Below are 21,325 nucleotides of genomic sequence, written 5' to 3'. Positions count from 1 at the left end.
ACGCTCTATGAGTGGCGCAACGGTCTCCTATGGGCTCTCGATTAAAAGGCCTCTACGCCTATTTTGTACTCTGGTTCTACCGTCTGGCAGCCAAAGGCTGGGTGCCGGCACGCTGGTTTGAGCCAAATCTCCCCGAACCATCTCAGCGCGCTGCCCGGACCGGGCCGCTCAAACTGGAGGTGGTCAGCCATTGCTGGCAGTACGCCCATTTTTTGATCTACCAGCTGAGTTCGTTGGTTCATTATCCCCCTTCCGGTTCCGGGCTTCATGTCACCATGACGGTTTGCTATAGCCCCGAGGATGAACAGACAAAGCGGCTACTGGCGTTCTTTGAGCAACAGGATGTTCCCAATGTGACCTGGAACTGGGTTCCCTACCGTAAGGAAGAGCTGTTTCGACGTGGCATCGGTCGTAACCAGGCCGCGCTGAATACACAGGCGGACTGGGTCTGGTTCACGGACTGTGATCTGATGTTTCGCGATGGGTGCTTTGATGCCCTGGCTGAGCAGTTGCAGGGTCGTCGCGATGCCTTGTTGTACCCTGCGGAAGAACGGTGTTCTGAGCTTTTGCGGGAAGATAATCCCATGTTGCAGCAGGGCGCAGGGCAACCCTCGCTCGTGGATGTCGATGACCATGCCTTTACGGCCCATTATCCCTCTCGTGCGACCGGCCCGCTACAGGTTACCCATGGTGACGTTTGTCGGGCGGTGGGGTATTGCCGCTCGCTGAGGCTGTACCAGACGCCGGCGGACCGTTGGAGGAAGGCCCATGAGGACCGGGCGTTTCGTTGGCTGGTTCGGACTCAAGGGAGCCCTATCCAGATTCCGGGCGTCTATCGTATACGGCATGTCCAGAAAGGCCGCTACTCCGGGGGAGAAACCCATAAACGGCTCCGAACCGCGTTGCGGCTGCTGCAGTCATGGTACCGGGAACGCAAATAGCCTTTCATAAGGCCTGCCTCTAGGGAGTAGCACGTGTTTTTCTGCATCTTTTCATTCAATCGTGGCCGTTTCCTCGCCAACTGTGTGGATTCCATAGAGCGTTGCGTTCCCAGCGCTGATATTCTCATTTTTGATGATGATAGTGATGATGCCGAAACGGTGGAAATACTTGATCGGCTCTCAGAGAAGTATCCGGTAAAGAGGTCCGGGAAAACCTCCATGGGGCGTCTTGGGGGCCTCTATAATAATATGCAGGCCGCACTTGACGCATGCCGGAACGAACGCCTGGTTTGCTTTCTTCAGGATGACACCCAGGTGGTCAGGAGGGTAGATGAGGCTGAAGTTGAGCAGATCAAAGCCACCTTTGACGCGAATCCGGACATCGCTTTTTTGAGCCCCTGTTTTGCTCGAGGCAGAAGTGTCGCTAAAGGGGCTTCCTATCAGTTTGACGAAAAACGCCAGCTTTTCTTTCGCGAGCCAGACGAACGCAGTGCTGGGCGCTATTTTTCCGCGCTTTTCATAGCGAAGCCGGATCGGCTTATGAGCCTCGGATGGCGCTTTGAAGGTTCGGAGCCGGATAATGAACGAAAGGCAAGCTCGTTAAGCGCCCCGATGGGGTTCCTGAAAGCCCCTTTCGCCATGTGGTTGCCGGAGGTACCGGCCTATAGAGGAAAGAAAAAGACACTTGGTCTCCGGCTTGCGGAAAGGAAAAGGAAGTGTGGTTTCTATCCATTCCGGATCATGGATGAGGCCGAAAGCAGGCAGTTACTGGAGCGTACGCCTGAGCGGATTGCCATCGCCGAGGATTACCTGGAGTGCGTTCCGGTAACACCGCCCAGGCCATGGGCATATAACCCTCTGACAGGTACCGGCTGGCGAAAGTTGCTCAGTCAGTTGGAAGTGTCGCTTCGCAAGCTATGGGGGTAGGGCAGTTGGTCATTTCAGCTAATATTGCATCCGTGCCTTCAAGGCAAAAGAAGCTGGATAGGACGATAGAGAGTCTCTACCATCAAGTTGATGAGATCAATCTGTGCCTCAATGGGTATGAAACGGACCCCTATGCCCAGGACAGTAAAATCAATGGCTTGATTTCTGACAATTCCCTTGGTGACGCAGGGAAGTTCCTGTTTCAGGCGCAGAACAAGGGTTACTATTTTTCATGCGATGATGACATCATCTACCCTCCCACCTACGTTAGGGATACCATCGCAAAAGTGGATGAACTGGGAGTGGTGACCTATAACGGAAGGACCTTCAGGAAGTATCCCGTGAGGAGCTTTTATCGCAGTAAGTCCTACAAGTACCGTTATGCAAGGCATGAACCCGAGACGCTTAAGGTTGATTTTGGCGGGACTGGCGTCATGGCGTTTGATACGCGTTACTTCCAGGTGCCGATAGAGGCGTTTGAGGCCAGGAATATGGCTGATATCTGGTTCGCTGTTTATGCCAGATCGCACAATGTCCCGATCTGGCACCTGGGTCATGAATCCGGCTATCTGGCTTCACAGGAAACAGAGGACTCAATCTATGATGAAAAGTACCGCTCAGACCGCTACGAAACGGAAGTTGTTAACAGGGCCTTCACTGAAAACGGCTCCAGCCTCTTGAAGCGTATTTTGGGTTAGGCCTTACGGATTCCCCACTCAGTCCAGGTTATGCCTTCCTTTTCAATTCTCAGCCTTATGTTCTTGTTCTCTTGAACCGCGGCAGGATCCTTGTAGCCCCTTTTGTGGTCCAGGTGAAGCACGACGGCGTTGTAACGAACGTGTTTGGGCTTTATACCCGCATTCTTCAATCTTGCCCCTAACTCCCGGTCAAGTCCACCCCAAACCATTCGCTCGTCAAATCCGTTGACATTGATGATGTCTTCCTTCCAGGCAGAAGCATTTGACCCTTTGAAGTTGCACTTGGTTGGCGTGATGGCGTTGTAGAGTTTTGCCGCTTGAGGCGAGGCGGTCAGTTTTTTGTTCTTATAGCTCGATTGGAGTCCGTTGGACTTGAGCCATGCAAGGTCGAAGCATCGACCTGAAAGGATGTCATCCTTGGCTATCTTTTCACTGGTTGTCATGGGAAGTTTGTGGTAACCACCGGACAGGAAACAGCCTTGTCGGGCTTCCCGGGCATGTGTTTCAAGGAAATCATGGCGTGGGATGCAGTCGCCGTCTGTGAATACGAGGTACTCAGCGCTGGCTTCAAGGATGCACTGGTTAAGAATGTGACATTTTCGGAAACCGTTGTCTTCCTGCCACAGGTGCTTGATATCCAGATTGGTCTCGTTGCGGAACCTGTCGATGCATGCCTGGGTTTCCTGGCCCGAGCCATCGTCACCAATGATGATCTCAAAGTCATGGTGGGATTGCTGTGTATAGCCCCACAGGACTTTCTCCAGCCACACCGGAGAGTTATAGGTCGTTATGATGACTGATAGTTGCATGATGGCGCGTCTTATCCCAGCGATAGTTCTTTAGGGTAGTCAAAGGTTTCGAAATCATTTTCGTATAATCTGTATACCCTGTCTGCAAGATCCGGGCTGTAGTATTCAGATAACCTTTTGCTGGCCCCCAGGGTTTGACGTTTTGCTGTAATTGGGGCATCAAGCTGGTATTTAGGTTGCAGGTTGCTGAACACGATACTCAGGGTGTTTTCCAGGTCTTCAGTCCTGCCAAGCAGATGGTATTGGTGAGCAGGGAGGGTCAACAGTTCGGTCTGCGGGACCCAGTGCGCATTGCTGTAAAGGCCTTTGGTTTCAAGGTAACGAATAAAATCCGGAAATGAGGGATATTGCCGGTGCTTTTTGGTGACCCGCTCCACCTTGTCGAGGTAGGCGGATAGCACTCGGGTATAAGGGTTGCGGCCAATCGAGAATTTATAGAGGTTATCGAGTGCTTGGACTTCATCCCGGGAAAGCTCGGCTGGGCTCTTGAAGCACTTTTTGGCGTCACGATCGAGCAGGTGTTCCCCGAACTTGAGGAAAGCGAGGTTGGTGACGACCGCAGAGTTCGCAGCCTTGGGGATTCTGCTGCAGAAAACGCCCAGCTCGAAATTCACCAGGTTGCGGTCATTGATGCTCGTGACCGAGGCTTGGCTGTTGAGGGGGTAACGTCGGTAGAAAGGTCGCCAGCTCGTGATAACCCGATTGACCAGGAAATGCTTCATGTTCGATACGTCGTTCAGCTGTGCGTGGAGTGACTTTGCCGTTGCATGGTCCAGAGTCCCGCGTAGGTAGTGAAGCTGGTCTGGGCATAGGTTACCGCCATCAGGTACCCAACAGGCCCGTCCAGAAATCCAAGCCGTAGTATATAGACCTGAACAAAGGTTGTAATGGCCCTGAGGCTGGGGTAAAGCAGTGTTCGGGTACGCTGTCCTTTCGCCGCTTTCTGCTGGGCGCTGAGCCAGGCGTACTGCGCGCTCTTGGACAGAGCATGACCATAATCCCGGTGGGTGTAATGGGTCAGGCGACCGCGCAGGGTACGGATACGGGCCCCATCCGGAAGGAGTATGGCTTCATGAACCCGGGCACTGGAGAACGCTGCCCCTTCCCTGCGGAATAGCCGCAAGGGAGCGCGGGCGCTGCGGCCGAAGTCCAGGCGTTTGCCGTAAATGGTCACGGCCCAGCGGAGCTTGAAGGCATCCGCATTGGGTTCTCCGGCAAGCCTGTGGTTGATTTCCCGGGCGAGGTAGGGCGTTATCCGTTCATCGGCATCGATGGACAATACCCATTCCCCTGTTGCCTGTTCCAGGGCTCTTTGTTTCTGGGTGCCGAAGCCGGGCCAGTCAGTGACAGTGATTCTGTCCGTGTATTGCCGGGCAATGGCGACCGTGTCGTCGGTGCTCCCGCTGTCCACAACAATAATTTCGTCCGCGAGGCCCTTCAGGGATTCGAGGCAGCGGCCAATGTTGTCCGCTTCGTTGTAGGTGATCACGGTGGCGCTGAGGCGCTGGCCCCGAGTACAGGTCAGGCTCTCATCGAGAGCCCGGAACAGAAGGTGGGTCAGTGTGGTAACGGTCAGCAGGTAGAAGGTGATGTAGATGCCACGTTCAAGCGCGGCCTCGGTCAGCCCGAATACCAGGTAGGCGAGCGGTACCAGGGCACCGGCTCTGGCCAGTGCAGCGACCCGGGCGCTTTCATGGCGTGTATAGCGCAGGAACTGGGCGAATGGAATGGCAAGCAGCAACAGCCAGGATAGCGCCCCGGCGAGACCGCGGGTCGCCAGGATCTGGAGCAGGTCGTTGTGCGCGTGGTCGAGGCAGCAGCGAGCCAGCCCTTGGGGCAGCTCGCCTGCTTCGATGCCGGATTGGAGGGCCTGAGCGTAGCCCTCCACGCCCACGCCCGTAAGCGGGCTGCTGGTGAAAAGGCCCAGAGCATGCTGCCAGACGTCGAAACGGTACTCGATGCCCCGACCGTAGTTGCCATTCAGCAGGGACAGAACGCCCTGTCCGAGTCGTGATTCCAGGCCCACAAAGAGTCCCAGAACAAGAACGCCCACAACAGCTGAGAGAACACGCTGACGGGGGCCGGCAACAAGAACCAGAAACAGAATCAGCACTGGCAGGGCGAGAAGGTTGTTCCGGGTGCCTGAAAGGTAGGCGGCAGCCAGCCCCAGTGCGCCCGCCAGCAGGGCCAGGAGGCAGGGCGGATAGCGTCTGTTGCTAAAGAGGGGGCCCGCCATGCTCAGAAGCATGAGGCCGCTGAGCAGGGCCAGGTTGCCGAAGGGGATGGCATTGGTGCCACCGTTCGCCCGGTGAACGGTCTCCCCCCAGAGCAGGGGTTCCAGCGAGACCAGCCCGGAAAGGGAAGCGCAGGCCGCGAGGCCCAGGAAAGCAGGTCTCTCGCGCAGGCCTGAGTGTGCCAGCGCGACAAGAAGTGGCCAGAAAAGCAGTAGGCGCCCGTGTTTGCCCAGGTTCTTGAAATCCTCGTACCCGAAACCGTTCAGGGCCCAGGTGGCAAGGCTGACGAGTGCAAAGAACGCCAGGGCAAAGCCGATCAGCTTGATCTCCCGGTCAGCGGGAGGAAGCGCACGGCCGCCGCGCAGCCTGGCTATGACGATGAATCCGAGGCCGGCAAGCGCAACGCCGTAGGTGGCGCCGGAAAGAAGGCTGTCAACGATCAGGGAGCCGGCGATTGCGACTGCAAAGAGGCTGGTAACAGCAAATGCGACCAGAGCATGAAGGGAAAAGGGCAATGTCGACTCCGGTCAGGCGTCAGGCTCGAGTGGGCTCAATTCGACCACTCTGGGCTCTCCGCATTCAGGATGGTCCGATGTTTCGAGAAGCACCTTGAATTCATCCCCTGGAGCCCAGTCGCGATCACCCATCTCAGTATGGAATCGGATCTCCCCGGGGAAGAAGTCCATCGCCGCAGTATTTTCCTCGAAACTCACCAGTTCCGCAACGCCACGCATTACCGTCCATTCACAGTCAATGTCCGCTTCCGGCTCCGAAGGAGTCTTTTTTTCAGGCTGGACCAGACTGCAGCCAGCCAGCAGCAGTATCAGCGGTGTGAGCAGCAGAACCTGGTGTCGCCTCATGATCCGGCCGCTCCCTGAGCCCCCGTTCCGTTCGCGTTTTCGGGCAAACACGCAATCACCTGCTCACACTGTTTCATCGCGTAATCATGGACGCTCTGCACCAGTCCTTCCTCGTCCCGTGCACGCAGCAGATCGAGTGATGCGCGCATATGGCTCAGGTTGTCCTCCAGCACCCGGTTGCCCTGGCGCAGGGCCACGAAAGCGCAGCGCTTGGCCGAGGGCCAGAGGTCATTGATGGCGGCTGAAATGAAATAGTTGTTGGCGTAGGCCAATGAAGCCTGGGTGTATTCAATGCCGGTATCCAGGAATTCCAGAAGCTGACCATTGCGGTAAGATTCGCACATGCTTTCATAGAGCGCTTCAAGTCGTTCCATATCGGCGGTTTCCCACTGGCGAACAAGCTTGCGCCCCGTGTGGCTGAGGAAAACACTCATCGCCTCATAGAGACTGCGCACAAAGTCTTCGTCCAGAGTGGTCACGAATGTACCCTTGCGCGGTACGCTTTGCGCCAGGTGGCGTTTCTCGAGCATCAGCAGCGCTTCCCGCACCGCTCCATGGCTGACGTCCAGTTCCTTGGCCATGTTGCTTTCATGGATGCGGTCACCGGATTGGAGCTGCTCAAAAGCGATCATGTTCTCGAGGTGACGGGCAACCTGTTCACTCAGGGTTTCGCGGGGTTTGAATGACTGCATTGCCGGCACCCAGGCTCATTCTTCGGTTGAATCGTATCATGCCATCTTTGCACAAATCAGCGGTTCTTCAAGATCGCCCCCTTGATTTCCGTCAAACCGATCCCATGGTTTAATCGTAGACCTTTGGCGTGGGCGTCAGGATCGACTCAAGCATGAGCACTGAGGGGTCGAAAATTGTGTTAACGTCCATAACTGAGGCTCTCTACCGAACACTCAAAGCCGTTAAGGAGGAAACACTATGGCTTTTGAACTCCCCAGTCTTCCCTATTCCTACAACGCACTGGCGGAAAGGGGGATGTGCCAGGAAACGCTTGAGCTCCACCACGGCAAGCACCACAACACCTATGTCACGACCCTGAACAGCCTGGTTGAGCAGGACAGCAACCTGCAGGGCAAGACGTTGGAAGAGATCGTCAAGTTCGCCTACGGTCGTGATGACCTGCAGAAGGTATTCAATCAGGCGGGTCAGCATTGGAACCACAACTTCTTCTGGGAAAACATGTCTCCGAATGGTGGCGGTATTCCTGGCAAGCTCGAACAGAAGCTCGCTGAAGACTTCGGCTCTGTGGATGACTTCAAAGAGCAGTTCAAGACCACGGCTGTTGGCCAGTTCGGCTCCGGCTGGGGCTGGCTGGTACTTGGCAACGACGGCAAGCTGAAGGTCACCAAAACGCCGAACGCCGTTAACCCGCTGGCAACCGGCGAAGGCAAGGTGCTGCTGGCGCTGGACGTCTGGGAGCACAGCTATTATCTGGACTTCCGCAACCGTCGTCCGGATTACGTTATGAACTTCCTGAACAACCTGGCCAATTATGAGTACGCTGAAGAGCAGCTCAACAACGCGTAAGCGGGTACTCTCCGCCCTCTGAAAGGGTGCATGGTCAGTTCAACCCCCGCCCGGGTTTGCCCGGTCGGGGGTTTACTGTTTATGGACAGGCGAGTCTTTGGGTGTTTGCGTAGTTGTGTTCCGGTTATTCTGAGTGTTTCGCCATGTTCCGGGAGACAGTTCCAGTGTCATTGGCTGCGGTTTATGAACGGTATGTCTTCTCACCCGTACTGAAGCTGGCAGAACGCAGACTGGCCGATGTCCGGAAGGAACTGCTCAGCCAGGCGTCAGGACAGGTACTGGAAATCGGCATCGGTACCGGTCTCAGCCTGAGCTATTACGGGCCGCATGTTGAGCGCATTGCAGGCCTGGAGCCTTCGGAGGTATTGCTGGCCGAGTGCCGCGAGCGCGTGGCGAGGCGACATGACGGGCCCCCGGTGGAGCTGATGCAGGCAGGGGCTGAGGCTATGCCCTTCGGGGCCAATCGGTTTGATACCGTGGTGGCTTTCCTCGTTTTCTGCACCATTCCGGAGGCGGACCGGGCTGCGCTTGAGATGGCTCGGGTACTGAAGCCCGGTGGCCGGCTGCTGTTCTTTGAACACGTGAGTGCCGGTGAACCGGGCCTGGCCCGCTGGCAGCAGCGCCTCAATCCCCTATGGAGGTCGCTTGCCTGCGGTTGCAACATCAACCGCGACACCCGTCGGGTGTTCGAGGGGGCTGGTTTTGATATGGGAGGTGTTGAGGTCTGGCGTCACCCGGACATTCCGTTGCCCCTGGTGCAGCCTGTCATTGAAGGAAATACGGGGCTGAGGTCAGCTGTCAGCGAGTTACGTTGCTGAAGCGGCGGGGGTCGAAAGCCCTCACATCAATAGGCGCGGCCTCGCCATGCATCATGCGCCCCAGAAGCTCGGCACTGCCGGCTGACAGTGTCCAGCCAAAGGTTCCATGACCGGTATTCAACCACAGATTCCGGAGGTTGCCGGCTCCCAAGGCAGGCGGGCCGTCCGGCAACATCGGGCGGAAGCCGGTCCAGGGTTCCGCGTGTCGCAAATCCGCAGCGCCGGGAAAGCGCTCGTGCACGGCCTCCTGCAGGACCTGCAGGCGTGACTCGGGAATGCGGCGATTGAAGCCCGTAAGCTCGGCGAACCCGGTAACGCGCATCCGGTCCCCGAGCCGCGTGATGGCGACGTTGTTATCCAGATCCACGACCGTGGAGCGGGGCGCCTTGTCGGGGTTATCGAGCGGCGCCGTCAGCGAATAGCCCTTGACCGGGTAGACCGGCAGTTTTACGCCGAGTGGTCGAGTGAGGTCCCGCGAGGCGCAGCCGGCACAGACCACGGTTGTATCAGCCGCTTCCAGCCAGTTGCTGCTGCCGTCGCAAACGTGCGCCCCCTCTAGAGCATAGCCATCGTGTTCCCATTGGGTCACAGTTGTGTTGAACAAAAACCGGACACCCGCTTCGCGGCATTGCGCCATGAGAAGCTGTGAAAGACGGTGGCAATCACCTGTTCCATCGCCGTTGATCAGCAGCGATGGCTGAAGATTCCCGGTTGCCGCCAAAGCGGGTTCCTGATGGTTGACCGAGCTGGCGTTGAGCCATTGGTGTTCGATCTGCTGTTCCAGAAGCGCTTTCGCTTTGTTCTGGAGGCCAGCGTATTCCACCGGATCACGACTGATTTCCAGAAGTCCCTGATGGTGTCCATCAAAGCCTTCCGGAAGCTCGTGATCAATAGCGTTGAAAGCGTCGCGGCTGACCTGACCCAGCTGGAGCAACGCGCGATTGCTGGCCTCATAGCGGCCGTTTTCCCAGGCGTAACGCAGCGTCTGAAGCAGGAAACCGAGGGTTCTCGGGGCAGGCGGCATGTGCATCTTCAGCGGGCCCTGCCGGCGAATAAGGCCCTTAAGCCCAACCGCGATCAGATCCGGCGCCGCCCAGGGAGAGACATGGCCATAGGAACGCTGGCCGGCATTGGCATAGCTGGTTTCCAGGCCCGGCCCCTCGTGGGCATCCACTACGGTCACCGTATACCCTCTGCGTGCCAGCATCCGGGCAGTGGTGATACCGACGATGCCAGCACCAACGATAATGGCTCTCATGATGATGACTCCCGCAGCTGCCAGTCGTTGCTGGTGATCGGTATAGCCCCGTTTTCAGCCACGACCACGGTGTTACTCATGCCGATTCCGAACTCGCCCGGTGCACGCAGGCACAAGGGCAGGTGGAACACCATGCCTGGTTCGAAGGGGGTTTGCTCGCCTTCGGCGATGAAGCCGGTCCCCTCGACCCAGCTCGGGGGGAACTGCGCACCCACGGTGTAGCCGAATACACCGGAGAAAAAGACGTCATCCGCCACATCTGCCAGTACCCGGTTGGCTGCCGTTGCAGCGTCGCAGAAGCGCTGCCCCGGACGCATCCGGGTGACCAGTGTGTCGTGCAGACGGCGGCACACATCGTTGAGCTGTTCCATCCGCTTTGAGGCGTGCCCGGCCACGGCTGTGCGCATCTGGGGAGCCGTGTAGCGGTGACGGACGGCACCGAATTCGAGAAAGACGGATTCGTCGGGGGCCACAACACGGCTCTGGTGGTTGAGGTGAATCACACTGCTGCGCGGCCCGCTTACTACAATAGGCTGCAGGCTCATGAACTCGCTGCCGGCTGCCAGCATCGCCCGCGAACCTTCGGCGACAATGGTGTTTTCGCTCACTCCGGGCTCGATTACGGCCATGGCGGCTTCCAGACCTGCCATGGTCATGCGGGCGCTTTCGTGCAAGCGTTCCAGCTCCGCCGCCGTCTTAACCCGCCGGACGCTGTCCATTACGGCGCTGGATTCATGGAATACGGTATTGGGCAGCTGTGCCCTAAGGGCGTCCAGAACGCCAGGGCGCAAGCCATTACCCCATTGATTGACGCCGATCCACCGACAGTCACGAAGCTGGTCCACCAGGGGCGCGATCACGGACTGGACAGACTCCCACCGGTAGCCATCCACCTCGTCCACCAGAGCAGTGGCCGCTGCCGGGCCGGTTTCGATGGAAGGAACCTGGAGGAAACAGCGTTCCGGTCGGAAGATAAGGGCTGCATGAACGGAAACTTCAAACGTCCGGTAACCGGTGAGGTAGTTGATCTCCCCGGGGTTGGTTACCAGCAGTGCCTCCAGGCCGGCCTCGTTCATGGCGGTGGCGACCCGCTGACGGCGCAAACGGAATTCCTTGGCGTCAAAACTGTGCTCGGTGCCTGCAGCTGTGCTGCGCAGTGCCTCAAGGTAAGCGGTGTGATCCATTGCTGGCCTCTGGTAATGTCTGATCCTCACGTAAGTGAAGCAGATTCAGCCCGATTCTGTCGCTAAGAATGGAGTCCGTATGAGTACTGATGCAGGAAGTCCCCAGCTCAGACCCTGCCCACGCACCCCCAACTGTGTTTCCAGCCAGGGTCACGGAAAGCAGTACATTGAGCCTTTTCCAGATGATGAAAGCAGCTGGGAGCGCCTCCCGGGTATCCTTGAGGCTATGCCCGGGGTGGCGATTGTTGAGCAGACGCCGCAGACCCTGCGAGCGGAAGCCCGAACCAAGCTGTTGCGGTTCGTGGATGACCTGGATTTTGTTCATGATAGGGAACAGGGCCTGATCCAGGTGCGTTCGGCCTCGCGGCTCGGGTATTCGGATTTCGGTGCAAACCGTCGCCGGCTGGAAGTCGTTCGCGGTAAGCTGATGAAGCGTTAGCCATGGCGCGGACCTATCGCGATCTCCTGCCTGTGGCTGATCGCCTCGCCCCGCTGTTCTACCGCGATGAGGCTGAGGGCGAAGGTATGGACCAGTTGGCTGAAGTCCTGGAAGCTCATCCGCAGCTTCTGATCATCATGAACCATGGCCCTATGCTCGGGCCCGCCCCAGCACTGACGGCACTGGTGCGGACCATGGTGCGCCACGGAGGGGGTGAGCGGGTGCCGTTTGGGGTGACCTGGCGCGGTTTTCATCGGCTGCCCGGAGTCGGGCCACTGGCGCAGCGGCTGGTGCAGACCACCGCGGAGTCCGGGGTGGACGATCTCGTTGCGAAGCTGGGTGGTGCCACCTTCAATGATTGCGCGATCATGCCGGAGGGTGAGTACAGCAACGTAGGCAATGGCATCGACATACAGCCCTTCCGCAGTCACCGCTTTATTGAGGCGGCGGTTCGGGCGCAAGTGCCTGTGCTGTTGCTTGCCCATAGCGGTACTGCAAGGCTGGGCCGGCCTGTGCCCATACCATCGGCAGCGCGCTTTCTTACGGCCCCTCTGCCCGCGCACCTGCGCCGGGCCACGGAGCAGAGCGGCGTGGTGAGTCTGCCCCGGTTGCTGGGTGGGCGCATCCCGCAACTGGGGCTGGCGAGTGAGCTGTATCAGCCGGATCTGTCACCTGAGGCTCTGGCAGAGCCGGGTTGCGACCAACAGGTAGCCGCCCATGCCCGCCATGTTCGGGCGCGCCTGCAGCGGCTGGTGAATCATCTGGTGCTGCGGTTCGGGGAGGACTAGTCGGCGATGGTCGAGGTCTGTGTCTCACGGTGCCTGGTGCGGTAATGGCCGGGGCTTTCGCCCGTCCAGCGCTTGAAGGCGCGGCTGAAGGCGCTCAGCTCCGAAAACCCCAGCAGGAAGGCTACTTCCGTCAGGCCATACTCGCCCTCGGCGACGTACTGTAGGGCGCGCTCCCGGCGTACCGTTTCAGCCAGGTTCTGGAAGCTTTCCCCTTCCTTTTTCAGCTTGCGGTACAGTGTCTGGCGGCTCATATGCATTGCTGACGCCACCCGATCCACATCCGGCGTGCGCGGAAGGTGTTTCTGGATGATCCGCCGGACCCGCTCGGACACCGTCTTGCGTGGGCGTAGCTGGCGCAGCAGTCGATTGACGTGCGTGGTCAGGGCCGAGTGCACATAGGGGTTGCGGTGGGGCAGCGGTGAGTCCAGATAACGGGCCGGGAAGCACAGGCTGGTCTCTCCAGCGCCGAAAGTCACCGGGCACTGGAAGATCCGTTCGTAGTGGGCGCGATACCCGGGGTCCTCATGCGCCAGGCTCAGCTGCTCAATGGCCAGCCTGGGATGGATGAAGTGGCGTGCACGGGTAACCGCAGCGGAGAGGGTGCGGTCCATGTCGGGAATGCAGTACAGCGCCGGATCCGGTACGTGCCAGGTGACCCGTATCCGGTCGCCCTCGCGGGTCTGGTACAGGTGCACCGCCTCGTTCACGAGCCGGTGGAGCCGCATGTATTCCTCGAGCGCATGTTCAATGGTGTCGCTGTTGAACACGATGTGGCTCATCAGCCCCATGCGGTCGGGGTCCACGATCTCACCCAAGCGCAGCCCCAGGGCCGGGTCTCCGGTCAGGAGAAGCGCCTCCTGCCACAGCTGGTTATGGCTGTGTACAGCCACGCGGCAGTCTGGATCCTCAAGCTCCTCGGATGAGATCCCAAGGATGCCATCGATATGGTCCTGGGTGGCGAATCCCCGGCTGGTCAGGTAGTGGGTGAGAGCAAGAGTGCCGGAGGCGCTCACCGTGGGGCTGTCTGTCATCGACTGTTACCACCTGTCAAAAGGTTGAGCGGGTGCGTCAAGCCGGGTCAGGCATTGCGGGATAGAATAATACCTGAATTGATGACAAACCCAAGGAGTTGCGTTATGGATATGGAGCTCAATCCGGCAATCTGCGTTCCGCATACCGACGAAGAAAAGGCCAATCTCAAGGCTCTTTTCGATTATCTCAGCGAGATCCCGGTATTCAACTGAAGATAGCGCTCAGGAACCGTAATCCCTGATGAGGTCCTCACCGCTGCGGTGACGGGCCTTCATTTTTTCGATCCGCGCCAGAATCCCTTCCATACGGCCGAGCCGAGCCTGTGTCTCGAGCGCCCGCATGGTTGCATTAGCTCTATAGTCAAACCTCAGGCCATAGCGGTACCGGTTTCCCTCTGCCCGAACATTGGTAACCATGGCAACCAATCGATGTTGGCGGATTTCACTGCGGTCCAACCGCAGGATCAGGTCAATTCGCACTTTCTGTCCCAGGCGCAGACTCCGGGATGTGATGATGGCAACACCCTCTCGGGTGAAATCAGCTGCTTCGACTGTTTCGCTGCGACTGAAGCGGGTGTGTCCCACTTGAAGCCGGACTTCGAGTTCTGCGGCGGGGAATCGCGTCAGTTGGCGGCGCTCATCCGCAAGAGGTGATGCTGTGGCCATGGGGCTGGGTTCCATTTAGGCTTACACTGCTTGATGTCACGAGTCTAAGTTCGTCGCCGGTTCTTCGCTAGTGCCGAACGTGAAGTATGACACGGAGAAATCGTTTTGACCGAAATCGTGAAGCTCAACGCGAGTGTCAAGGGAGAAGGTCCGCCCCTGATACTCATGCACGGGCTCTTCGGGGCCGGTGATACCCTGGGGGGTGTTCGCCGGCGCCTGGCACCGGATTATGAGGTGCACAGCCTGGATCTGCGTAATCATGGTGACTCGCCGCATACCGACAGCATGAGCTACCTCGAGATGGCGGCGGATGTGCGGGCCTACATGGACGGGGAGGGTCTGGAACAGGCCCACCTTCTGGGACATTCCATGGGAGGTAAGATTGCCATGGAACTGGCCCTGATGGCACCGCACCGCGTGGCGGACCTCATTGTTGCAGACATTGCGCCGGTGACCTATGAGCCGCATCATGACGCGATTCAGCAGGCGCTGGAAACGCTGGATCCGGCGGCTGTCAGATCCCGCCGTGAAGCCGATGCCGTGCTGTCGCAATACATCGCGGAAAAGGGCGTCCGACAGTTCCTTCTGACCAACCTGATACCGGCTCAAGGCGGCTTCCGGTGGCAAATGAATGTGAGCGGGATCCTGGCCTGTTACAAACAGATCATGGCGGCGCCGATGGCGGATGGCGTCTACGAGGGGCCAACCCTGTTCATCCGTGGCGGCAATTCCGACTACATCCAAAGCAGCCATCAGGACGCCGTTCAGCGTTATTTCCCGAATGCCGATCTGAAGGTGATTCCGGAAGTCGGGCACTGGCTGCATGCGGAGAAACCCGAACTGTTCGCCCGCGTCTGCCATCGTTTTCTTGCCGGGGCCACCTGAATACAGAAACCTGAGATCTCGAATAACAATGAAAAAAATCTTGCTCACACTCCTTATCGCTTTACTGCTGGTCATCGGATCCTTCCTCCTCTGGCCGTCGCCGGTTGATTCCGTAGCCTGGGATCCCCCGCAGGGACCGGGGCTGGAAGGGCCAGCCCAACCGAATAAGGCGCTGCAGCATGCGGACGTACTGGCCAGGGGGAAGATCCAGGGCCCGGAAGACACCGAGGTCGATGCCGACGGCAACGTCTATGCAGGGCTGGACGACGGGCGGATCATCCGTGTGACTCCGGCAGGGGCGGTGGAAACCTTTACTAATACCGGCGGGCGGCCGTTGGGCCTGGAGTTTGATGCCAACGGCAATCTGATTGTGGCGGATGCCTGGAAGGGGCTGCTGTCCGTGGCGCCCGATGGCTCGATTGAGGTGCTGAGCACCGGCTCCGAAGGCAAGCTTTTCGCCTTCACTGATGATCTGGCCATTGCCTCGGATGGGCGCATCTATTTCACGGATGCCAGCAGCCGCTTCCATCAGCCGGACTACCGTTTGGATATGCTGGAGTCACGCCCTCATGGGCGACTTCTGCGTTATGATCCGGAAACCGGTGAAACTGAAACGCTGATGGACGATCTGTACTTCGCCAACGGCGTGGCACTCACTAAGGATGAGCGCTCGGTTCTGGTGAACGAAACCTGGCGCTATCGCATCCAGCAGTACTGGCTCGAAGGGGAGAAAGCTGGAACGAGCGAGGTTTTTGCCCGCAACCTGCCCGGTTTTCCGGATAATCTTGCTGCAGATGACAATGGCATTATCTGGGTTGCCCTGCCCACTAAGCGCAATCCACAGATGGATGCGTTCCATCCAAACCCCTGGCTTAAAGAGCAGGTGGCTAAGCTGCCGGAATCGCTTCAGCCTGCACCGCAAGCCTATGGGCTTGTACTTGCGTTTGATCAGCAGGGCCGGATGCTGGGCAGTCTGCATGATCCTACCGGGCAGCGCTTGCAAATGATCACGTCAGTGAAAGCGCGCGATGGTGCGCTCTACTTCGGGTCACTCTATAATGACCGTATCGGTCGACTGGAATACGACAGGGCGCTCAGGGCCCTGAGGGAGCAACCGGATGAGTGACTGGCAATGGCGTTTGCCCGCCCCCTTCACGATGACCATCGGGGTCGCGGAACAGGATGTGGACCGGCTCGGGCATGCCAACAACACCATCTACCTGCAGTGGATGGAAGAGATCAGTTGGGCGCACATCGAGTCGGTGGGGCTGACCTGGGAGCTTCAGGAGGAACTCGGGCGCGCCATGGCCATTGTGCGCACCGAGATTGATTACAAGGCGGCCGCTCTGGCGGGGGACGAACTGATCCTTGGCACCTGGCTGATCGAGTTCGATGGCAAGCTGCGTTCCGGGCGTCTGTTCCAGCTGGTGCGGCCCAGTGATGGCCGGACCCTGGTGGAAGCGGAGTCCCGCCATGTATGTATTGATACTGCGACCCAACGCCCGGCGCGCATTCCGCAGCCCATGGCGGATCTGCTGAAAAAAGCCAGCCACGATCAGTAATCCCGGAGGATACCTCATGCGCCAGATCGTCATTTCTGAATTCGGTGATGCCAGCGCCCTGGAGTTGCGGGAAGCAGCAGTGCCTGAACCCGGTGAGGGCCAGGTACGTGTGCGCGTAGCCAGCGCCGGGGTAAATCCCATCGACTTCAAGACCCGCGCCGGTCAGGGGTTCGTGGCCAACGCCATTCGGGAGCATCTTCCCTGGGTGCCGGGCTTTGAACTGGCCGGTACCGTTGAGGCGGTGGGCGCCGACGTAGACGAGTGGCATCCGGGCGATCCTGTGGTAGGCATGACCGGTTTCCCCCGGGCCGGCGGCGGTTACGCCGAACAGGCCCTGGTGCAGGCCGACGAGCTCTGTCGGGCCCCGGAGAGCCTGAGGCTGGAGGAAATCGGTGCTGTCCCGCTGGCCGCGCTCACGGCCTGGCAGGGGTTGTTTACCCATCTCGGGCTGCAGCCTGGCCAGAAGCTCCTGATCCTGGGAGGCGCCGGAGGTGTGGGCCACTTCGCGGTGCAGTTCGCGGCTCAGCATGGTGCCCATGTCGTCACCACCGGCTCCGGGGCCAATGAAGATTTCCTCCATCAGCTGGGCGCCGACGACGTGATCAACTATGAAAACGAGGACGTTCATGACGTCTGCTACGGTCTTGACGCCGTGCTCGATCTGGTCGGCGGCGAGGCCGGCAAAGCTGCGCTCACCACTCTGGGCGAGCACGGTAAGCTTGTTACGGCACCCACGGTGACCGCGCAGCAGATCAACGACGCTGCTGCGGCAAGAGGGATTCAGGCCGTCGGTTATGTGGTGGAGCCGGACGCTGAGCAGCTGGAAGAAATTCTGGCTTTGCTCAATCGCGGCGACGCGGACCTCCACGTCGCCGCCGCCTTCCCCCTGGGCGACGCGGCCGCGGCCCATCGCCGGCAGGAGGAGGGGCATGTGCGGGGGAAGCTGGTGCTGCAGCCTTAAGACGTAGAGCGGCTCTGGAGCCACTACAGTGCTTCCAGCGCCTTTTTAACGCACTTGTTCAGTGCTCCAATGGTGGTTTCGAAGACCCAGCGGATGAACTGATAGGTGAGCTTGGTCACCGTTACCGCAGCTTTTCCCGCGAAGACCAGCATATGACCCAGAAGGCCTGCCGTCTGTTCGGCAAATTTCGTTGATGCTTCCGCAATTTTTTCCAAGGATCGAGCTAGTCGGTCATAGAAGGTCAGAGCAGAACTCATGGTGTTTTGAATTGCGAGAGCGGAATAGTATCCGGCATCTTTTAACAGGGTGATTAGGGCGGCGTTGAGCTTTTCCGACCAGTAATTAGTAAAAGAAGCTTGTAGCCGGTCTTCGTGACGCAGTCTGACGGGTTGATTAAGAAAGCGTTTGGATTGGCGTTTCAGCTCACTCCAATCATCGGCCATCGCGGTATTGCGATAGCCAGGTGTACCGTTGATTCCCATGGAGTGGGCCGTGAAGCTGATGCTTTCGGCACCATCGAGTCGGTATTCCCCGGCGCCTTCAGTGGGTGCGTGGATGAATGGCCAAACAGGAACCAGTGGAACCGGGTCGGCTCCATGAGTGCAGCGGTAGTGATTATCAATACGGGCTGTATTGGTTAGAGCGTAACCATTCAGGCCTACCCGTGGTGCGCCGAAGGTGTAGAGTTTGACTTGGGTTTGGAAGCGAGCTTTAACCCAATCCGCTATCAGCGATGCTAAAGCGCCGCCGAGGCTGTGTCCTACGCAGTGAATGGTGTGCTCGCCACGAAGCTGATGCATACGTGCCTGGAGCTTTTTCTCCATTATCGGACGCATGCTTGAAAAGGTTTCTTCGAATCCTGAATGAACGCTCTGATTATTCGTTGCAGTCGAGATGCCAACGTCGAAGTTGGTCAGGTAATCAGCATCCGTCTTGCTACCGCGTACTGCAATGACAGTGTCCTTACGGAATCGATTTTGGCCTTCTCCAATAACGGCAAATCCGGACTTTTTGGTATAAAGCCCAAAGAAACCGCCAGTTTCTCCAACGACGAGGTTCTTCTTAGGTTCAATGTTGAAGGCCTTCTGAAGACCCGGATTGATTTCCAGAGCGTAGTTTCCTGTACGGTCTGGTTGTCGAACCTGATAAACAGCATCCGCTAATTCCGATGCTATCTTCGGGGTGAGTGTGCTCATAACAAATCCTTTTGTGATTTATTTTCCTTGGTTTAGCTATCCTGCCAGCGGCAGATGCCCCTAACGTTGTGAGTGAAATTAGGGTGTTCAGCTATAGTGAAATGGTGCAGCGTTTCAGCATTGCTTAGATCACATTCCATATGATTCAGCTTTTCCACTATGACTCTTTCAGGAGTTGTGCTGGTACTGGTAGTTCGCCACAGGAGGTAGGTTTTTTGACCGTGGTCTGCTGTGATGGACTGCGTGATATGTTCCACGCCAAGGAGTTTCCCAGGCTCACGTGAGCGTATCGTTTTCTCTGGAAATGAAAAACGGCCCTCGGAATCGGTGACAGTTTTCTCCATGTAGTGTTCCGCGTATATGAGTTCCCGATAAACATCGACGTCGGCTATCGGCTCCCCATCCTCCAGAATCCGCCCCTTAACCTCCGGCGAAAGATGCACATCATAACGTTTGAACCATCCGAACATATCGGCCATAACCTCGCTGGAATACAGAAAGTAACTGGTAGCCATCAGTAACGGGATCAGGCTGAGCCTGCGCCATGAGGCAACGGTGCGGTGATGGGTCATACCGGGAGTACCGTAGTGGCGGCGCGTCGCTTATCAGTCGCAGAAGTTGCAGCTGGTGCGGGGGTGCTGACCATTTCCGTGTCCTGTGGCTGACATCCTGTCTCTTAATCTGGGTTCAATTATGCCATTGGGCCGCACCCCGTCAAGTCGGCCACAGAACGCCAGTGTGATGCGTCTCACAAACCTGTTTCACCCAAACCGTTTAAGGGTTTGCCGAACGCCGCTGGCCCAGGGGCCACCGAAAAGGTTCAGGTGGTTCAGCTCGTGATAAAGATTGTAAAGCGGTGCCCGCTCCTCCCAGTCCCTCTCCACCGGACTGTTGGTGAGGTAGGCCTCGTAGAAAGCGCGTGGCTGGCTACCGAACAGTGTGGTCATGGCCAGGTCCGCTTCGGCCCAGCCGTAATGGGTGGCCGGGTCGATGAGTACCGGCTCGCCTTCCGGGCCGGAGTGAATGTTGCCGGACCAGAGATCGCCGTGGATCAGGCTGGCGGGTTGTTCCGGTATCCAGCGGTGCAACCGGCCGGCGAGCGATTCCAGCTGCTGGATGTCGTTCTTGCCAAGTCGGCCACTGTCGCGCGCCATCCGCCCCTGGTGCAGCAGGCGCGCTTCCGCGAAGAACCGGAAGCCGTCGCGCATGCGCGGGTTGGGCTGAGGGGTCAGGCCGCAGAAGTTGTCCCGCTCAAAGCCAAACTCGCTGGCAGTGGTGCTGTGAAGCTGTGCCAACTGTTCCCCAAGCTGGCGGGCGAAGTTCCGCCCGTGCCGGCCTTCAAGCCATTCCAGTAACAGCCCTTGTTCAGCAACCGCGATCACTGCCGGAATGCGTACGGCATGGGCTGCTGCCAGTGCCTGCAGGCCGGCTGCTTCCGCTTCAAAGAAGCCGGCGGGCGGGGATGGATGGGTCTTGAGGAACAGTGTCCGGCCATCCGCAAGGGTCAGCCGTGCCGCGTTGTTGATGCTGCCCCCGCCGATTGGCTGAATGGCTGTTACCGCGCTGTTAAGCTGATTTGCCAGAGCTTGCTGAACACCGGCCATGATCACTTGCCTTCAGTGTCTGCTTTGGCCCGCATTTTTTCATGGCGGCGGGCCAGCTGTTCAAGCACCTTTGAGGCCGCGACAAAACCGAAGGTACCGGTCACAAAGCTGGCGGCTCCGAAGCCCGAGCTGCAATCCAGACGGGTGGGCCCGTCGCTGGGTTTCTGGCGGGTGGTGCCGCCTTCCGGGGTCGGGTAGGTGAGTTGCTCCTCGGAGTAGATTGCCGGAATGTTGAAGCGTCGCTTCGGGTTGCGGGAAAAGCCGTATTCCCGGCGCAGCAGGTTGCGCACTTTGGCCAGAAGCGGATCCTGGGTGGTCCGGCTGAGATCGGCAACCCGGATACGCGTGGGATCGGTCTGGCCACCGGCTCCGCCGGCGCAGATCACCCATTGTTTGCGCCTGCGACAGTTAGCGAGCAGGGCGGCCTTGTGGTTGACGCTGTCGATGGCGTCCACCACTGCATCACACTCCCGGGGCAGAACCTGTTCCATGTTCCGAAGGGTGACGAACTGCATTACGGCTGTGACGCGGCACTCCGGGTTGATCGCCTGGAGTCGCTCGGCCATTACCTCAACCTTGGAGCGCCCGATGGTGTCCGCCAGTGTGTGGAGCTGGCGGTTGGTGTTGGTCACACAGATTTCATCCATATCGATCAGGGTGAGCGCACCGATGCCGCTGCGGGCCAGAGCTTCTGCGGCCCAGGAGCCAACGCCACCGAGTCCGGCAACAACAATGTGGGCATCAGCGAATGCGCGCGCGGTTGTCTCGCCGTAAAGGCGCTCTATGCCGCCAAAGCGTTGAGTGAAGGAGTCTGGTGTCACGGAGGGCTCCATACAGGGTGTATCGGTTATTGCGGATTCTACCAGAAAGTTGATATCAGAAGGACGGACTTGTCAGTCCGCAAGGGTCTCTGTATCATTAGACG

The 21,325-nt window shown here is 58.4% G+C and carries 24 protein-coding genes; 11 read left to right on the top strand and 13 right to left on the bottom strand.

Annotation, left to right across the window (positions count from 1 at the left end; genetic code table 11):
• The first annotated feature begins 29 nt into the window (after nucleotides 1–29).
• From AAF659_RS11175 to AAF659_RS11165, 3 genes are read left to right on the top strand one after another with little or no spacing between them, the layout of a single operon-like run.
• A complete protein-coding gene (locus AAF659_RS11175; protein ID WP_349751837.1) occupies nucleotides 30–941 on the top strand; it encodes a glycosyltransferase family A protein in 912 nt (303 codons plus the stop codon).
• Between the two features lie 33 nt (nucleotides 942–974).
• A complete protein-coding gene (locus tag AAF659_RS11170; protein ID WP_349751836.1) occupies nucleotides 975–1,868 on the top strand; it encodes a glycosyltransferase family 2 protein in 894 nt (297 codons plus the stop codon).
• A 5-nt stretch (nucleotides 1,869–1,873) separates the two neighbouring features.
• Nucleotides 1,874–2,566: a hypothetical protein gene (locus AAF659_RS11165; RefSeq protein WP_349751835.1), complete on the top strand. Its 693-nt coding sequence runs from the start codon at nucleotides 1,874–1,876 to the stop codon at nucleotides 2,564–2,566.
• Here the strand turns inward: AAF659_RS11165 and AAF659_RS11160 are convergent.
• From AAF659_RS11160 to AAF659_RS11140, 5 genes are read right to left on the bottom strand one after another with little or no spacing between them, the layout of a single operon-like run.
• Nucleotides 2,563–3,375: a glycosyltransferase family 2 protein gene (locus AAF659_RS11160; protein ID WP_349751834.1), complete on the bottom strand. Its 813-nt coding sequence runs from the start codon at nucleotides 3,373–3,375 to the stop codon at nucleotides 2,563–2,565. The two genes, AAF659_RS11165 and AAF659_RS11160, sit on opposite strands and share 4 nt — an antisense overlap.
• A gap of 11 nt (nucleotides 3,376–3,386) precedes the next feature.
• Complete coding sequence (locus tag AAF659_RS11155) at nucleotides 3,387–4,097, bottom strand: sulfotransferase family 2 domain-containing protein (protein WP_349751833.1); 711 nt, start codon at nucleotides 4,095–4,097, stop codon at nucleotides 3,387–3,389.
• Nucleotides 4,098–4,111: 14 nt separating this feature from the next.
• A complete protein-coding gene (locus AAF659_RS11150; protein WP_349751832.1) occupies nucleotides 4,112–6,124 on the bottom strand; it encodes a glycosyltransferase in 2,013 nt (670 codons plus the stop codon).
• Between the two features lie 12 nt (nucleotides 6,125–6,136).
• On the bottom strand, nucleotides 6,137–6,469 hold the full coding sequence (locus AAF659_RS11145; protein WP_349751831.1) for a hypothetical protein: 333 nt from the start codon (nucleotides 6,467–6,469) through the stop codon (nucleotides 6,137–6,139).
• Entirely contained in the window at nucleotides 6,466–7,161 is a 696-nt protein-coding gene (locus AAF659_RS11140; RefSeq protein WP_349751830.1) for a GntR family transcriptional regulator, read from the bottom strand. The genes AAF659_RS11145 and AAF659_RS11140 overlap by 4 nt, the downstream gene beginning before the upstream one ends.
• Nucleotides 7,162–7,399: 238 nt before the next feature.
• Between AAF659_RS11140 and AAF659_RS11135 the strand changes: the two genes are divergently transcribed.
• Together AAF659_RS11135 and AAF659_RS11130 are read left to right on the top strand one after the other, a co-directional pair.
• Nucleotides 7,400–8,008: a superoxide dismutase gene (locus tag AAF659_RS11135; RefSeq protein WP_349751829.1), complete on the top strand. Its 609-nt coding sequence runs from the start codon at nucleotides 7,400–7,402 to the stop codon at nucleotides 8,006–8,008.
• Between the two features lie 143 nt (nucleotides 8,009–8,151).
• Nucleotides 8,152–8,826, top strand: a complete 675-nt coding sequence (locus AAF659_RS11130) for a class I SAM-dependent methyltransferase (protein WP_349751828.1) — start codon at nucleotides 8,152–8,154, stop codon at nucleotides 8,824–8,826.
• Here the strand turns inward: AAF659_RS11130 and AAF659_RS11125 are convergent.
• On the bottom strand, nucleotides 8,807–10,084 hold the full coding sequence (locus AAF659_RS11125) for a D-amino acid dehydrogenase (RefSeq protein ID WP_349751827.1): 1,278 nt from the start codon (nucleotides 10,082–10,084) through the stop codon (nucleotides 8,807–8,809). The genes AAF659_RS11130 and AAF659_RS11125 overlap by 20 nt on opposite strands.
• A complete protein-coding gene (locus tag AAF659_RS11120) occupies nucleotides 10,081–11,268 on the bottom strand; it encodes a M24 family metallopeptidase (protein ID WP_349751826.1) in 1,188 nt (395 codons plus the stop codon). Before AAF659_RS11120 ends, AAF659_RS11125 begins: the two co-directional genes overlap by 4 nt.
• A 79-nt stretch (nucleotides 11,269–11,347) precedes the next feature.
• Between AAF659_RS11120 and AAF659_RS11115 the strand changes: the two genes are divergently transcribed.
• A complete protein-coding gene (locus tag AAF659_RS11115) occupies nucleotides 11,348–11,707 on the top strand; it encodes a DUF1499 domain-containing protein (RefSeq protein ID WP_349751825.1) in 360 nt (119 codons plus the stop codon).
• Between the two features lie 2 nt (nucleotides 11,708–11,709).
• Complete coding sequence (locus AAF659_RS11110) at nucleotides 11,710–12,495, top strand: hypothetical protein (protein WP_349751824.1); 786 nt, start codon at nucleotides 11,710–11,712, stop codon at nucleotides 12,493–12,495.
• Here AAF659_RS11110 and AAF659_RS11105 read toward each other — a convergent pair.
• Nucleotides 12,492–13,526, bottom strand: coding sequence for an AraC family transcriptional regulator (locus tag AAF659_RS11105; RefSeq protein WP_349751823.1), 1,035 nt, complete (start codon nucleotides 13,524–13,526; stop codon nucleotides 12,492–12,494). The genes AAF659_RS11110 and AAF659_RS11105 overlap by 4 nt on opposite strands.
• Nucleotides 13,527–13,748: 222 nt before the next feature.
• Complete coding sequence (locus AAF659_RS11100; protein ID WP_349751822.1) at nucleotides 13,749–14,192, bottom strand: PilZ domain-containing protein; 444 nt, start codon at nucleotides 14,190–14,192, stop codon at nucleotides 13,749–13,751.
• 105 nt (nucleotides 14,193–14,297) lie between these two features.
• On the opposite strand from AAF659_RS11100, the gene AAF659_RS11095 reads away from it, so the two are divergent.
• Genes AAF659_RS11095 through AAF659_RS11080 form a run of 4 tightly spaced genes read left to right on the top strand, consistent with a single transcriptional unit; the run spans nucleotide 14,298 to nucleotide 17,600 of the window.
• Nucleotides 14,298–15,077, top strand: a complete 780-nt coding sequence (locus AAF659_RS11095; RefSeq protein ID WP_349751821.1) for an alpha/beta fold hydrolase — start codon at nucleotides 14,298–14,300, stop codon at nucleotides 15,075–15,077.
• Between the two features lie 40 nt (nucleotides 15,078–15,117).
• Entirely contained in the window at nucleotides 15,118–16,203 is a 1,086-nt protein-coding gene (locus AAF659_RS11090; RefSeq protein ID WP_349751820.1) for an SMP-30/gluconolactonase/LRE family protein, read from the top strand.
• On the top strand, nucleotides 16,196–16,639 hold the full coding sequence (locus tag AAF659_RS11085; RefSeq protein WP_349751819.1) for an acyl-CoA thioesterase: 444 nt from the start codon (nucleotides 16,196–16,198) through the stop codon (nucleotides 16,637–16,639). Before AAF659_RS11090 ends, AAF659_RS11085 begins: the two co-directional genes overlap by 8 nt.
• Nucleotides 16,640–16,655: 16 nt before the next feature.
• Complete coding sequence (locus AAF659_RS11080) at nucleotides 16,656–17,600, top strand: NADP-dependent oxidoreductase (RefSeq protein WP_349751818.1); 945 nt, start codon at nucleotides 16,656–16,658, stop codon at nucleotides 17,598–17,600.
• Nucleotides 17,601–17,623: 23 nt separating this feature from the next.
• Here the strand turns inward: AAF659_RS11080 and AAF659_RS11075 are convergent, their stop codons facing one another.
• The 4 genes from AAF659_RS11075 to tcdA form a co-directional block, all read right to left on the bottom strand.
• Nucleotides 17,624–18,796: a lipase family protein gene (locus AAF659_RS11075; RefSeq protein ID WP_349751817.1), complete on the bottom strand. Its 1,173-nt coding sequence runs from the start codon at nucleotides 18,794–18,796 to the stop codon at nucleotides 17,624–17,626.
• Between the two features lie 32 nt (nucleotides 18,797–18,828).
• Complete coding sequence (locus AAF659_RS11070) at nucleotides 18,829–19,368, bottom strand: DUF6795 domain-containing protein (RefSeq protein ID WP_349751816.1); 540 nt, start codon at nucleotides 19,366–19,368, stop codon at nucleotides 18,829–18,831.
• A 189-nt stretch (nucleotides 19,369–19,557) separates the two neighbouring features.
• Nucleotides 19,558–20,400 carry a fructosamine kinase family protein gene (locus tag AAF659_RS11065; protein WP_349751815.1) on the bottom strand — a complete coding sequence of 281 codons (843 nt, stop codon included), beginning with the start codon at nucleotides 20,398–20,400 and terminating at the stop codon, nucleotides 19,558–19,560.
• Nucleotides 20,401–20,402: 2 nt separating this feature from the next.
• Nucleotides 20,403–21,221 (bottom strand): tRNA cyclic N6-threonylcarbamoyladenosine(37) synthase TcdA, encoded by an 819-nt coding sequence (tcdA, locus tag AAF659_RS11060; RefSeq protein WP_349751814.1) that lies wholly within the window; start codon nucleotides 21,219–21,221, stop codon nucleotides 20,403–20,405.
• Nucleotides 21,222–21,325 lie beyond the last annotated feature (104 nt).

Source organism: Salicola sp. Rm-C-2C1-2, assembly GCF_040196175.1.
In the GTDB taxonomy this organism is placed as follows: Bacteria; Pseudomonadota; Gammaproteobacteria; order Pseudomonadales; family Oleiphilaceae; genus Halospina.
The sequence above is the reverse complement of the archived record's forward strand: the minus strand, read 5'-3'. Positions and strand labels throughout refer to the sequence as shown.

What these genes read in the sequence shown, in the direction of transcription:
- AAF659_RS11175 (WP_349751837.1), top strand. Translation starts at nt 30, where the DNA reads ATGGGCTCTCGATTAAAAGGCCTCTACGCCTATTTTGTACTCTGGTTC.
- AAF659_RS11160 (WP_349751834.1), bottom strand. Translation starts at nt 3,375, where the DNA reads ATGCAACTATCAGTCATCATAACGACCTATAACTCTCCGGTGTGGCTG.
- AAF659_RS11155 (WP_349751833.1), bottom strand. Translation starts at nt 4,097, where the DNA reads ATGAAGCATTTCCTGGTCAATCGGGTTATCACGAGCTGGCGACCTTTC.
- AAF659_RS11145 (WP_349751831.1), bottom strand. Translation starts at nt 6,469, where the DNA reads ATGAGGCGACACCAGGTTCTGCTGCTCACACCGCTGATACTGCTGCTG.
- AAF659_RS11140 (WP_349751830.1), bottom strand. Translation starts at nt 7,161, where the DNA reads ATGCAGTCATTCAAACCCCGCGAAACCCTGAGTGAACAGGTTGCCCGT.
- AAF659_RS11135 (WP_349751829.1), top strand. Translation starts at nt 7,400, where the DNA reads ATGGCTTTTGAACTCCCCAGTCTTCCCTATTCCTACAACGCACTGGCG.
- AAF659_RS11130 (WP_349751828.1), top strand. Translation starts at nt 8,152, where the DNA reads ATGTTCCGGGAGACAGTTCCAGTGTCATTGGCTGCGGTTTATGAACGG.
- AAF659_RS11125 (WP_349751827.1), bottom strand. Translation starts at nt 10,084, where the DNA reads ATGAGAGCCATTATCGTTGGTGCTGGCATCGTCGGTATCACCACTGCC.
- AAF659_RS11120 (WP_349751826.1), bottom strand. Translation starts at nt 11,268, where the DNA reads ATGGATCACACCGCTTACCTTGAGGCACTGCGCAGCACAGCTGCAGGC.
- AAF659_RS11115 (WP_349751825.1), top strand. Translation starts at nt 11,348, where the DNA reads ATGAGTACTGATGCAGGAAGTCCCCAGCTCAGACCCTGCCCACGCACC.
- AAF659_RS11110 (WP_349751824.1), top strand. Translation starts at nt 11,710, where the DNA reads ATGGCGCGGACCTATCGCGATCTCCTGCCTGTGGCTGATCGCCTCGCC.
- AAF659_RS11105 (WP_349751823.1), bottom strand. Translation starts at nt 13,526, where the DNA reads ATGACAGACAGCCCCACGGTGAGCGCCTCCGGCACTCTTGCTCTCACC.
- AAF659_RS11100 (WP_349751822.1), bottom strand. Translation starts at nt 14,192, where the DNA reads ATGGCCACAGCATCACCTCTTGCGGATGAGCGCCGCCAACTGACGCGA.
- AAF659_RS11085 (WP_349751819.1), top strand. Translation starts at nt 16,196, where the DNA reads ATGAGTGACTGGCAATGGCGTTTGCCCGCCCCCTTCACGATGACCATC.
- AAF659_RS11080 (WP_349751818.1), top strand. Translation starts at nt 16,656, where the DNA reads ATGCGCCAGATCGTCATTTCTGAATTCGGTGATGCCAGCGCCCTGGAG.
- AAF659_RS11075 (WP_349751817.1), bottom strand. Translation starts at nt 18,796, where the DNA reads ATGAGCACACTCACCCCGAAGATAGCATCGGAATTAGCGGATGCTGTT.
- AAF659_RS11070 (WP_349751816.1), bottom strand. Translation starts at nt 19,368, where the DNA reads ATGACCCATCACCGCACCGTTGCCTCATGGCGCAGGCTCAGCCTGATC.
- AAF659_RS11065 (WP_349751815.1), bottom strand. Translation starts at nt 20,400, where the DNA reads ATGGCCGGTGTTCAGCAAGCTCTGGCAAATCAGCTTAACAGCGCGGTA.